The organism is Streptomyces griseorubiginosus, assembly GCF_001514195.1.
Classification (GTDB): Bacteria; Actinomycetota; Actinomycetes; order Streptomycetales; family Streptomycetaceae; genus Streptomyces; species Streptomyces griseorubiginosus.
The window spans coordinates 797,800-809,968 of record NZ_KQ948734.1; the positions used below are offsets into that span (position 1 = coordinate 797,800).

The 12,169-nt window shown below is 72.5% G+C and carries 9 protein-coding genes; all 9 read left to right on the plus strand.

What is annotated here, in order from left to right; all coding sequences use genetic code 11:
- The first annotated feature begins 15 nt into the window (after positions 1 to 15).
- Positions 16 to 1,071, plus strand: coding sequence for an alpha/beta fold hydrolase (locus AQJ54_RS03590; protein WP_062233810.1), 1,056 nt, complete (start codon positions 16 to 18; stop codon positions 1,069 to 1,071).
- A gap of 8 nt (positions 1,072 to 1,079) precedes the next feature.
- Entirely contained in the window at positions 1,080 to 2,597 is a 1,518-nt protein-coding gene (locus AQJ54_RS03595) for a DUF3152 domain-containing protein (protein ID WP_062233813.1), read from the plus strand.
- A gap of 69 nt (positions 2,598 to 2,666) precedes the next feature.
- Positions 2,667 to 2,762: an Ms4533A family Cys-rich leader peptide gene (locus tag AQJ54_RS47550; RefSeq protein WP_324606064.1), complete on the plus strand. Its 96-nt coding sequence runs from the start codon at positions 2,667 to 2,669 to the stop codon at positions 2,760 to 2,762.
- A 166-nt stretch (positions 2,763 to 2,928) separates the two neighbouring features.
- Positions 2,929 to 4,647 carry an ABC transporter substrate-binding protein gene (locus tag AQJ54_RS03600; RefSeq protein ID WP_062233816.1) on the plus strand — a complete coding sequence of 573 codons (1,719 nt, stop codon included), beginning with the start codon at positions 2,929 to 2,931 and terminating at the stop codon, positions 4,645 to 4,647.
- A gap of 4 nt (positions 4,648 to 4,651) precedes the next feature.
- Positions 4,652 to 5,692 carry an ABC transporter permease gene (locus AQJ54_RS03605; RefSeq protein ID WP_062233818.1) on the plus strand — a complete coding sequence of 347 codons (1,041 nt, stop codon included), beginning with the start codon at positions 4,652 to 4,654 and terminating at the stop codon, positions 5,690 to 5,692.
- Positions 5,689 to 6,687 carry an ABC transporter permease gene (locus AQJ54_RS03610; RefSeq protein WP_062233821.1) on the plus strand — a complete coding sequence of 333 codons (999 nt, stop codon included), beginning with the start codon at positions 5,689 to 5,691 and terminating at the stop codon, positions 6,685 to 6,687. Before AQJ54_RS03605 ends, AQJ54_RS03610 begins: the two co-directional genes overlap by 4 nt.
- Positions 6,684 to 8,438 carry a dipeptide ABC transporter ATP-binding protein gene (locus tag AQJ54_RS03615; protein WP_062233824.1) on the plus strand — a complete coding sequence of 585 codons (1,755 nt, stop codon included), beginning with the start codon at positions 6,684 to 6,686 and terminating at the stop codon, positions 8,436 to 8,438. The genes AQJ54_RS03610 and AQJ54_RS03615 overlap by 4 nt, the downstream gene beginning before the upstream one ends.
- Before the next feature lie 190 nt (positions 8,439 to 8,628).
- Positions 8,629 to 10,386, plus strand: a complete 1,758-nt coding sequence (locus AQJ54_RS03620; RefSeq protein WP_062234886.1) for a DUF3492 domain-containing protein — start codon at positions 8,629 to 8,631, stop codon at positions 10,384 to 10,386.
- Positions 10,383 to 11,858 (plus strand): ICP22 family protein, encoded by a 1,476-nt coding sequence (locus tag AQJ54_RS03625; protein WP_346265456.1) that lies wholly within the window; start codon positions 10,383 to 10,385, stop codon positions 11,856 to 11,858. The genes AQJ54_RS03620 and AQJ54_RS03625 overlap by 4 nt, the downstream gene beginning before the upstream one ends.
- Positions 11,859 to 12,169: the final 311 nt, after the last annotated feature.

The window sequence follows — 12,169 nt, forward strand, 5'->3', positions numbered from 1 at the left end:
TCGTAACATTGCCGCATGTCTTCGACCGAGGTGCCCTTCGTGCCGCCCGCCAATGTGCTTCCGAAGGTGTCGCCCGTCAGGGTCGGTGAGGGCGAGCGGCTCCGCTCGGTGGGCCTTCAGGGGATCACCCTGACGGTGCGTTCACGACCACCCGCGCGCGAGGGCCTGCCGCCCGCGTTGTACGTCCACGGCCTCGGCGGTTCCTCGCAGAACTGGTCCGCGCTGATGGAGCAGTTGGAGGGCGATGTCGACGGCGAGGCCCTGGACCTGCCCGGCTTCGGAGACTCCCCGCCGCCGGACGACGGCAACTACTCGGTCACCGCGCACGCCCGCGCGGTGATCCGTTTCCTCGACGCCTCCGGCCGCGGGCCCGTCCACCTCTTCGGGAACTCCCTCGGCGGCGCGGTCTCCACGCGGGTCGCCGCGGTGCGGCCGGACCTGGTCCGCACCCTCACCCTCGTCTCCCCGGCCCTCCCGGAGATCCGCGTCCAGCGCACCGCCGTGCCCACGGGCCTGCTGGCGCTGCCGGGTGTGGCCGGTCTGTTCACCCGGTACAGCAGGAACTGGACGGCCGAGCAGCGCGTCCGCGGTGTCACGGCACTCTGCTACGGCGACCCCGGCCGGGTCACCCCCGAGGGCTTCCAGCACGCCGTGGAGGAGATGGAACGGCGGCTGCAACTGCCGTACTTCTGGGACGCGATGGCACGGTCCGCGCGCGGGCTGGTCAACGCGTACACCCTGGGCGGCCAGCACGCGCTTTGGCGTCAGGCCGAGCGGGTCCTCGCCCCGACCTTGCTCGTCTACGGCGGCAAGGACCAGCTCGTCGGCTTCCGCATGGCCCAGAAGGCGGCCCGCACCTTCCGCGACTCCCGGCTGCTGACCCTGCCGGAGGCGGGGCACGTGGCGATGATGGAGTACCCGGAGACGGTGGCGGGCGCGTTCCGCGACTTCGTCTCGGACAAGGGGGAATCCGCCTCGGGCGGGTCCGGCCCGGTGCGGGGCTCAGTGGGTCGGAGCGAGGCCGGGACGGCCTCCGGTGGCGGCGCCGATGCCACGGCCGTGGGGAGCTGAGGCGGGGCGTGGGACGCCACAGTCGACGCGGGCCCGCTCCCAAGAAGGGGTCCGACAACAGCAGTTCGAGTGACGGCGGCGGGGCGGGGAAGGCGGGTCCCGGTCCCGGTGCGGGCGCGGAGGTGCCGGGCGGCCGGGCGCGGAACCTGAGCCAGGCCGGGGTGCCTGCGCCGGGAGGTGCCGGACGCCGGGTTCCCGCACAGGGCGGCCCGAGGCTGCCCGACGGCACGCCGGCGCACGGCTTCCCGCGGCTTCCGGAGGGCACCCCCGCGCGGGGTCTGCCCCGGCTGCCGGACGGCACGCCCGCGCACGGTTTCCCCCGCATCGCCGACGGCACCCCTGCCCAGGGAACCCCCCGGGCGCGTGGCGGGCATCCCGAACAGCGTGAATCCGGCGGCGGCTGGGGGGAGTTGGACGGCCGCGGTCCGGGCGGACAGGCCGCCACCGGGCCGGCGGGCGCTCTCCCGCGCCAGCGGCAGGGGCAGCGGCAGCAGTCGGCGGGGACTCGGCAGGGGCCCCGCCAGGACTACCTCGACGCGTTCACCGAAGGTCATGGGCCTCGCCGAGGCGCCGCGACGTCCGTCGCCGCGCTCCCCTCCGACCCTTACGGCTCCTACGGCTCTGTCACCGACTGGCCGGACGACACCCGCGGCGGCGTCGGAACCGGCGCCGCCTCCGGCTCGGGCTCCGACGAGACGCCGCCCCTCGACGCCCCGCCGTCGGCGAAGGGCGGCAAGGGCCGGACGTTCACCGGCATAGCGGCCGCGGCCGTCGTCACCGTGCTCGCGGTCGTCGTGGCCGGACAGGTCACCGGTGACCGCGACACCGCCGCGGGCACCTCGGCGGCGACCGACCAGGCGCGCGACGCCCGGGACTCCGTCACGGCCGGGCAGCCGACACCGTCCGGCTCGCCCAGTGTCGCCACGCTGACGTACGAGCAGGCGATGGGCACCAAGTACCCGCTGAGCGCGAAGCTCGACGGCTCGGGGAAGTTCGACGCGGTCCCGGGGGTCGACAAGGCGCCCGGCAAGGGACAGAAGTACACCTACCGCGTGGACGTGGAGCAGGGACTCGGGCTCGACGGCGCGCTCTTCGCCGAGGCCGTCCAGAAGACGCTCAACGACGACCGCAGCTGGGCCCACGGCGGTGCCCGGACCTTCGAGCGCGTCTACACCGGCAAGCCCGACTTCGTGATCACGCTCGCGAGCCCCGGCACCACGGCGGACTGGTGCGCCAAGTCCGGTCTCGACACCACCGAGGACAACGTCTCCTGCGACTCGGCCGCCACCGAACGAGTGATGATCAATGCGTATCGATGGGCGCAGGGATCAACCACATACGGTGATCGGATCCATGCGTACCGGCAGATGTTGATCAACCATGAAGTCGGCCACCGTCTCGGCTACTCCCATGTGACGTGCGACAAGAACGGCGAGCTCGCGCCCGTGATGCAGCAGCAGACCAAGTTCCTCGACCACGACGGGATCCACTGCCGGCCCAATCCCTGGCCCTACCCGGGGAGTTGACGAAGGGCGCGGATGTCGGATTGACAGTCAGATTGACATGGGTTGATCCAGTCATACATATTGCTGCCCATGTGGTCTAGTCATGCCGTCGAGAACAGCGCCGCCATTGAGCTGGCGCTCATCGGTGTGACCCCGCTCTGCGTGGCCGACATTCTCTGTCGCTGACGCCCGCCCCTCTGGCGCGCGCGTCGCGAATTCCGATCACCTTCCGTGACCTCGGTCACGGCTTTTCGACGACCTGACGCCGGGGCAGACGTCCGTCCACTTTTGTCTCACCCTTCGTCAATCTGTCTCGCCATTCGAGACTCGTCATTTCGAGAGGTCGTCTCCGATGCGTCAACCGTCCCTCACTAAGCGCCGCGTGGCCGCGGTGTCCGTAAGCCTGGTTCTGGCCGCGGGCGCAGCCGCCTGCGGTCCTGAGGACAACGATGCCAAGAGCTCCGGTGGCGACTCCACGCCCCACAAGGGCGGCACCCTCACGGTCCTGAACTCCGACCCGCAGTCGGACTTCGACCCGGCCCGGCTGTACACCTCCGGCGGCGGCAACGTGCCCTCGCTCGTCTTCCGCACCCTCACCACCCGCAACCGCGAGAGCGGCGCCGAGGGCACCAAGGTCGTCCCCGACCTCGCCACCGACACCGGGCGCCCTAATAAGGACGCGACCGTGTGGACGTACACCCTGAAGAAGGGCCTCAAGTACGAGGACGGCACCGCGATCACCTCGGCCGACATCAAGTACGGCATCGAGCGGTCCTTCGCGCCCGAGCTGTCCGGCGGCGCCCCCTACCTGCGGGACTGGCTGGTCGGCGCCTCCGACTACCAGGGGCCGTACAAGGACAAGAAGGGCCTCCCGGCGATCGAGACGCCGGACGCGCGGACCATCGTCTTCCACCTGAACAAGCCCGAGGGCGAGTTCCCGTACCTCGCCACGCAGACGCAGTTCGCGCCCGTCCCGAAGGCCAAGGACACCGGCACCAAGTACGAGGAGCACCCGGTCTCGTCCGGGCCCTACAAGGTCGTCAAGAACGAGAACGACGGCGAGACGCTCCTCCTGGAGCGCAACACGTACTGGTCCGCCGCCACCGACCCCGAGCGCAAGGCCTACCCGGACAGGATCGACGTGAAGTCCGGCCTCGACTCCTCGGTGATCAACCAGCGGCTGTCGGCGTCCCAGGGGGCGGACGCGGCCGCGGTCACCACGGACACCAACCTCGGCCCGGCCGAACTCGCCAAGGTGACCGGCGACAAGGAGCTCGCGGCCCGCGTCGGCACCGGCCACTTCGGCTACACGAACTACATAGCGTTCAACCCGAAGGTCAAGCCGTTCGACAACGCCAAGGTGCGTCAGGCGATCTCCTACGCCGTCGACCGCTCCTCCGTGGTGAACGCGGCGGGCGGTTCCGCCCTTGCCGAGGCCGCCACGACCTTCCTGCCCGACCAGAAGTCCTTCGGCTACGAGCCGTACGACCTCTTCCCGGCGGGTGCCACCGGCAACGCGGCCAAGGCCAAGGAACTGCTGAAGGAGGCCGGCTACCCGAACGGCCTGACCGTCACGCTGACCCACGACAACGCCCAGAACTTCAAGACCAGCCCCGAGATCGCCACCGCGATCCAGGACGCGCTCAAGAAGGCCGGCATCACGGTCAAGCTCCAGGGCCTGGAGGACAACAACTACTCGGACACGATCCACGACGTGAAGAAGGAGCCCGGCTTCTTCCTCTCCGCCTGGGGTGCCGACTGGCCCTCCGGCGGCCCCTTCCTCGCCCCGATCTTCGACGGCCGGCAGATCGTCAAGGACGGCGCGAACTTCAACTCGGGCCTGCTCAATGACAAGTCGGTCAATGCCGAGATTGACGCGATCAACAAGTTGACCGATCTTGACGCGGCCGCCAAGAGGTGGGGCGCACTGGACAAGAAGATCGGCGAGCAGGCGCTGACCGTGCCGCTGTTCCACCCCGTCTACAAGCGGCTGGTCGGCAAGGACATCAGGAACGTCGTGATCAGCGACTGGACCGGCGTCCTGGACATCTCGCAGGTCGCGGTCAAGTAACCCGATGAGCGAGGCACTTGTCGCCGCCGAGATCCCCGGGGCAACCGCCCCGGGGATCTCGGGGGCCCGTCAGTTCTGGCGGCGGCTGCGGGCGCAGCGCGCCGCCATGGTCGCGGCGGGCGTCGTCGCGCTGCTCGTCCTGGTGGCGCTCGCCGCGCCCCTGCTCACCGCGCTGGAGGGCCAGGACCCGACCACCTACCACCCCTCCCTCGTCGACTCCGCGCGCGGCGGCGTCCCCATCGGCTCCTTCGGGGGCGTCAGCGGGGACCACTGGCTCGGCGTCGAACCGCAGACCGGCCGCGACCTGTTCGCCCGGCTGGTGTACGGCGCCAGGGTCTCCCTGGGTGTCGCGCTGGGCGCCACCGCCGTCCAGGTCCTGCTCGGCGTCGTCGTGGGCGTCGCCGCCGCGCTCGGCAACAGATGGGTTGATCAACTGTTGAGCCGGGTCACCGACATCATCGTGGCGATGCCGTTGATGATCATGGCGTTGGCCCTGCTGGCGATCGTGCCCGAGAACTTCCCGAGGCCGATCCTGGTCGCCCTCGTCATCGGCTTCGTCGCCTGGGGCACCATCGGCAAGATCGCCCGTGCCCAGACCCTCACCCTCAAGGAACTCGACTACGTGGCCGCCGCCCGGCTCAGCGGCTGGGGCACCTGGCGGATCGCCCGCCGCGAACTGCTGCCCGGCCTCGCCGCCCCCGTCATCACGTACGCGGCGCTCATGGTCCCGGCGAACATCAGCATCGAGGCGTCGCTGTCCTTCCTCGGCGTCGGCGTGAAGCCGCCCACCGCGTCCTGGGGACAGATGCTCTCCTCCGCCAACGTCTGGTACCAGGCCGCCCCGCAGTACCTCCTGCTGCCCGCGGCCGCGCTCTTCGTGACCGTGCTCGCCCTCACCGTCCTCGGCGACGGCGTCCGCACCGCCCTCGACCCGCGCGCGGCCTCCCGCCTGCGCGTCGGCACGGGCCGCAAGCGCGAGGCGCGGTCCGACCTGAGCGGGGCGGCCGAACCCGGGCCCGCCAACGCCAAGGAGGCCATTTCATGAGCGGCTTCACGGGATTCGCCGTACGCCGGACCGTGAGCGCCGTCCTCACCCTGCTCGCCCTCTCGGTGATCATCTACGTCGTCTTCTACGCCACCCCCGGCAACGTCGCCCAGATCACCTGCGGCCCGCGCTGCTCGCCGGAACAGGTCCACCAGGTCGCCCAGCAACTCCGGCTCGACGACCCGCTGTACCTGCGCTACTGGCACTTCCTCCAGGGCATGGTCGTGGGCCACGACTACTCCACCGGCACCTCCGTCGAGCACTGCCCGGCGCCCTGCCTCGGGCTGTCGTACCAGAGCGACCAACAGGTCACGCAGATCATCCTGAACAAGCTGCCGGTCAGCCTGTCCCTGGTCGTCGGCGGCATGGTGCTCTGGCTGCTGCTGGGCGTCGGCACCGGTGTGCTCTCCGCCTGGCGGCGCGGCCGCTTCAGCGAGCGCGCCCTGACCGGCGTCACCCTCGCGGGCGTCGCCACGCCCGCGTTCGTCATCGGCCTGGTCCTGATGATCGTGGTCTGCGGACAGCTGGAACTGCTGCCCTTCCCGGAGTACGTCCCCTTCTCCGACGACCCCGAGCAGTGGATGTGGGGCCTGCTGCTGCCCTGGGTCACGCTCGCCCTCGGCGAGGCGGCCTACTTCGCGCGGCTCACCCGGGCGTCGATGCTGGAGACGCTCGCCGAGGACCACATCCGCACCTTCCGTGCCTACGGCGTCGGCGAGCGCTCCATCGTCGGCCGGCACGCCCTGCGCGGCGCCCTCGCGCCGATCATCGCCCTGAACGCCAACGACTTCGGCAGCGCGGTCGGCGGTGCCGTCCTCATCGAGTCGCTGTTCGGGCTGCCCGGCATCGGCCAGGAACTGGTCCACGCCGTCACCGTCGTCGACCTCCCGGTCGTCGTCGGCATGGTCCTGGTCATCGGCTTCTTCGTGGTGCTCGCCAACGCCGTCGCGGACGTCCTGTACGCGGTGGCCGACCGACGGGTGGTGCTCGCATGAGTCTCGTCCATGTGACCGACCTGACGGTCGAGTTCGGCGACCTGCGCGCCGTCGACGGCCTCTCCTTCACCCTGGCCCCGGGTGCCGCGCTCGCCCTGGTCGGCGAGTCCGGCTCCGGCAAGTCCACCGTCGCCTCGGCCCTGCTCGGGCTGCACCGCGGCACGGGCGCGCGCGTGAGCGGTTCGGTCGGCGTCGCCGGAGTGGACGTACAGCAGGCGTCGGACGACGAACTGCGCCGGCTGCGGGGCGCGAAGGCCGCCATGGTCTTCCAGGACCCGCTGTCCTCCCTCGACCCGTACTACGCGATCGGCGACCAGATCGCCGAGGTGTACCGCGTGCACACGCGTGTGTCGCGTCGAACGGCACGCGCGCGTGCGGTGGAGGTGCTCGACCGGGTCGGCATCCCGGACGCCGTACGCCGGTCCCGGTCCCGTCCGCACGAGTTCAGCGGCGGGATGCGCCAGCGTGCCCTCATCGCGATGGCGCTGGCCTGCGAGCCCGAGCTGCTGATCGCCGACGAACCGACCACCGCGCTCGACGTGACCGTCCAGGCCCAGATCCTCGACCTGCTGCACACGCTGCGCCAGGAGACCGGCATGGGCCTGCTGCTGGTCACGCACGACGTGGGTGTCGCCGCCGAGAGCGTCGACGACGTGCTCGTCATGCGGCACGGGCGGACGGTCGAGCACGGGCCGGTCGGCACGGTCCTCGGGGCGCCCGCGCAGGCCTACACGCGCGAACTGCTCGCCGCGGTCCCACGCGTGGACGCGCCCCGCGTGACCTCCGGGGGGTCCGGAGCGGGCGTCTCCGGGGGGTCCGCTGTGGGCGCTTCCGGCGGGTCCGGCGGGGGTGCCTCCGGCGGGTCCGGCGCTTCCGGCGGGTCCGGCGGGGGTGCCTTCGGCGGGTCCGGAGAGGGCGCTGCGGAGGCCGCGCCCGAGGTTGTTCTGGAGCCCGCGCCCGAGGTCGTTCTGGAGGCCGTGGGTCTTCGGCGCGAGTTCGGCCGCGGGAAGAGGGCCTTTGCGGCCGTCGACGGCGTCTCCCTGACCGTCCGCCGGGGCGAGACCCTCGGCGTGGTCGGCGAGAGCGGCAGCGGCAAGACGACGCTGGGGCGGATGCTGGTCGGCCTGCTGGAACCCACGGCGGGGCAGGTCCGTCACGACGGCCACGCGCGCGTGGGCGTGAACCCGGCCGTGCAGATGGTCTTCCAGGACCCCGTCTCCTCCCTCAACCCCCGCCGCAGCGTGGGCGAGTCCATCGCGGACCCCATCCGCGCGCGTGGCGAACGGGACGAGCAGCGGATCAGGGGGCGCGTCCGGGAGCTCCTGGAGCGCGTGGGGCTCGAAGGGGCGCACTACGACCGCTACCCGCACGAGTTCAGCGGCGGCCAGCGCCAGCGCGTGGGCATCGCGCGGGCGCTCGCGGCCGATCCGCGCGTCATCGTCTGCGACGAGCCCGTCTCCGCGCTCGACGTCACCACCCAGGCCCAGGTGGTGGCCCTGCTCGGCGAGCTGCAACGGGAGCTCGGACTCGCCCTGGTCTTCGTCGCGCACGACCTCGCCGTCGTCCGCCAGGTCAGCGACCGGGTCGCCGTGATGCGGCGCGGCCGGATCGTCGAGGAGGGCCCGGCCGACGAGGTCTACGACAGCCCGCGCGACGCGTACACCAAGCAGCTCCTGACCGCCGTACCGGCCCTCGATCCCGAGATCGCGGCCCGGCGCCGGGCCGAACGCGGGGCAGTGGCCGTGAGCTGACGTTCCGTGTCCGCATGATCTCTTAGCGCGACCGAACGCGACCCGCACGGGAAAGTTACGAGCGTTCACCCCTTTTGGTGGCGCGATGGACAACCGTCCGTCGCGCCACCGCCTTGTCCGCATACGTTCGTCCCGCTGCGAGCCGCCGGGCCAACGGCGGCTCCTCATACGGGAGATCGGGGGTGCACTCGTGCGCATCGGACTGCTTACGGAGGGTGGCTATCCGTATGTGAGCGGTGACGCCAGGCTCTGGTGCGACCGGCTCGTGCGCGGGCTCGAGCAGCACGAGTTCGACATCTACGCGCTCAGCCGCAGCGAGCACCAGGAGGACGAGGGCTGGGTTCCCCTGCCACCGCAGGTCGACAGGGTGATCACGGCCCCGCTGTGGACCGCCGAGGACGACGGCGTGGTGTACGGGCGGCGCGCCCGGCGCCGGTTCGCCGAGTCCTACGGGGAGTTGGCGGCGGCGCTGTGCGAGGGGGGTGTCGGGGAAGCCTCCGGAACGGGCTCAGTGGGCTCAGTGGGTTCAACGGGCTCGGCAAAGGGCTCGGGGGAGGCGTCCGGCGTTGAGGCGGACCGTTTCGCCAGCGCTCTGTACGGGCTGGCCGAACTCGCCCGCGACGAGGGCGGACTGGTGGGAGCGCTCCGCTCCGAGACCGCCGTACGAGCCCTGGAGCGCGCCTGTCGTGCGCCCGGCGCCCGGCAGACGGCTCGCGAGGCGCGCGTCCCGGATCTCCTCGCCGTGGCCGCACACCTTGAGCGCGCCCTGCGCCCCCTCTCCCTCGACTGGTACGAGGACGACGGCCTCGGCGCCGTCGACGTCTGCCACGCGGCCTCCGGCGGCCCGGCCGCCCTGCCCGGACTCCTCGCCCACCACTTCTGCGGTGTGCCCCTGCTCGTGACCGAGTACGGCGTACGGCTGCGGACGCACTACCTCGCCGACAGCGATTCCCCGCCCGCCGTGCGCGCCCTGCTCGCCGCCTTCCACGGCCGGCTCGCCACCGAGACCTACCGGCGGGCCGCGGTCGTCACGCCCGGCAACACCCACGCCCGCCGCTGGCAGGAACGCTGCGGCGCCGACCGCGAGAAGATCCGCACGGTCTACCCGGGCATGGAGGCCGGACACTTCGCGGAGGTCGGCGAGTCGGCGGAGTGCGTGGACCCGGACACCCTGGTGTGGGTCGGCCGGGTCGAACCCGCCAAGGACCTGATCTCGCTGCTCCACGCCTTCGCCGAGATCCGCAAGGAGGAACCCAAGACCCGCCTGCGGATCGTCGGCGCGCCCTCCGGCCCCGAAGGTGCGGCCTATCTGGGGCACTGCAAGGCCCTCGCGGCCCAGCTCTTCCCCGACGAGGCGGAGGGGCTGCACGCCGTCGGCGACAACCCGGTCTCCTTCGAGGAGATCGGCGGTCCGGAGCTGCCGAGTGCGGCCGACGCCTACGGCTCGGGGGCGGTGACCGTCCTGTCCAGCGTCGTCGAGGGCTTCCCGATCAGCCTGGTCGAGGCCATGTTCTGCGCCCGGGCGACCGTGTCCACCGACGTGGGTGCCGTCGTGGAGGTCATCGGAGGCACCGGGCTCGTCGTCCCGCCGCGCAACCCCAAGGCGCTCGCTGAGGCGTGCCTGACCCTGCTGCGCGACCCCGAGCGCCGTGAGCGCCTGGGAGCCGCCGCCCGCGCCCGCGCACTCGAACTGTTCACCGTGGAACAGAACATCGCGGCATTTCACGGCATTTACCTCGATATCGTCTCGCGCACCCCGGTCCGCAGAGTCGTCCTGGACGGCACCGGTGAACCCCTGCCGTTCGCGGCCCCCGCCGAGGCGCACGTCCCCGGCCGCTGGACCGAGCGCAGCACCCGGGTCGTGGCCCGCGGCGGCCCCGGCTGGGCCGCGGGGCCCCCGGTCTGCGCGACACCCCCCTTCGCCGCCACGGAAGGAGCGCCGGGATGAGCGACACCGACACCACTGGCGCACTTGGCGAGCGCGAGGCCGCTGAGGCCGGTGGGGAGCTCGGCGAGGACGAGGTGAGTGACGTCGGTAGGGAACTCGGCGAGGACGAGGTGAGTAGCGCCGGTAGGGAGCTCGGCGAGCGCGAGGTGAGTAGCGCCGGTGCAGAGCTCGGCGAGCGCGAGGTGAGTGGCGCCGCTGGGGAGCTCGGCAACCCGGACGCACCCGCCGACGCGTCTCCGGACTCGGCCGAGCGTCCGGAGCGGGCCGCACCCGCCTCCGCCGGACAGGCAGTCCCAGAGGCGGACGCTTCCACCCCGCCGGCACCCACCCCCCGCGCCCCCGAGATCGCCACCGGCCGCACCTCCACCTCCACCACCAGCTCCGCCCGGCGTTCCGCGGCAGACCCGGTGAAGGCCCTGATGCATCGTCACCGGGAGCTGTGCGAACGGGCCGTCGACCCCCTGGAGATCGCGGCCGGTCTGGAGGCACACGGCGTCACCGACCGCACCGCCGTCCGCTTCCGCCACCGGGACGTCTTCTCGCTCGCCGAGGAGATGTACGCCCGCATCCCGAGAGACGGCGAGACACCGCCGTCCCCGGCGGTCGACAGGACACCCCGGCCCCGCGCGGCCTGGGCCCTGCTCACCCTCCTTCCCGGCGTGCTGTGCGCCGCCACGGTCGCCGGCATCCGCCTCACCGACGGCCGGTCCCGCCTGGTCACCGCACTGGTCGGCGCCCTGGTCATCTCCTTCGCGGTCCGCGCGGCCCTGTCCCGCGGCCCACTCGGCGCCCCTGTCCGCGCCCGCACGACCACCCCCTCCACCTGGACCTACTGGCTGCTCGCCTACGCCGCCCTCGGAGACGGCCTGCTCGGCGCTGCCGTGACCGGCGGCCCCGACGCGCTGCCCACCGGCGCCGCCGACGCACCCTGGCCCGTCGCCACGGCACCCCTCCTCGCCCTGACCCTGTCCTGCGCCCCCGCGGCCTGGGCCGCCCACCTCTTCAGGGCCCGCGCCCGCCGCAAACTGACCGCCAGTCGCGGCCTGGAGGACTTCGCGGCCTCCGTACGACCCCTGCTGCTCGGCACCTTCGCCCTGTACCTGTGCGCCCTGACGGCCCTCCTCGCCCTCACCGCCGCGGCCCTGGACGAACCCGCCCCCTATGCGCAGACCCTCACCCTCGGCGCCCTCCTCTTCCTCGCCCGCCTCCTCACCACCCACGGGTTCACCCACGCCCCCGTGGTGGTCCTCATCGCCGCCACGACAGCCCAGGCGACGGCCCTGGCCACCACCTTCGCGTCCCGCCTGCCGGGCTGCGCCTTCCTGGCCACGCCGGTGAACGCCCTCGTGGACCTCTGGGGGGCGGCCGGCATCCAGACCCTCTCCTGCGGAATCGGCGCCCTGGCCCTGCTGATCCACGCGACCCGCAAGCTCACCCGGGCATCGGCCCACGCCCAGGAGGAGCCGTGCTGACCCGACCCCGCCGCCCCGCGCACCCGCCGTAGCGCCGACCGCGCCCGCGCGAGCGAACTCCGGCTCAGGGGGTTCGCGCCGGTGGCCATCCGCTTGAGCGGCGGCACCCACAGGTGGCGCCCCGCTCCCGCGGCAGCCCGCGCCGGCCGCGCCCGGCCTCGGCCGCGACCACTCTCGCCGCGACCGCGGCCACCCACCGGTCCGGGCAACGCCACCCGCCCCTGAACCCGCCTCGGGCGCACCCCGCCCGCCGCAAAGCATCCCGGCTCACAGCCGAAGGCAACCCGCCTCCCGGCCCCACCGCCGAAGGC

What these genes read in the sequence shown, in the direction of transcription:
- AQJ54_RS03610 (WP_062233821.1), top strand. Translation starts at nt 5,689, where the DNA reads ATGAGCGGCTTCACGGGATTCGCCGTACGCCGGACCGTGAGCGCCGTC.
- AQJ54_RS03600 (WP_062233816.1), top strand. Translation starts at nt 2,929, where the DNA reads ATGCGTCAACCGTCCCTCACTAAGCGCCGCGTGGCCGCGGTGTCCGTA.
- AQJ54_RS47550 (WP_324606064.1), top strand. Translation starts at nt 2,667, where the DNA reads ATGTGGTCTAGTCATGCCGTCGAGAACAGCGCCGCCATTGAGCTGGCG.
- AQJ54_RS03615 (WP_062233824.1), top strand. Translation starts at nt 6,684, where the DNA reads ATGAGTCTCGTCCATGTGACCGACCTGACGGTCGAGTTCGGCGACCTG.
- AQJ54_RS03590 (WP_062233810.1), top strand. Translation starts at nt 16, where the DNA reads ATGTCTTCGACCGAGGTGCCCTTCGTGCCGCCCGCCAATGTGCTTCCG.
- AQJ54_RS03625 (WP_346265456.1), top strand. Translation starts at nt 10,383, where the DNA reads ATGAGCGACACCGACACCACTGGCGCACTTGGCGAGCGCGAGGCCGCT.
- AQJ54_RS03605 (WP_062233818.1), top strand. Translation starts at nt 4,652, where the DNA reads ATGAGCGAGGCACTTGTCGCCGCCGAGATCCCCGGGGCAACCGCCCCG.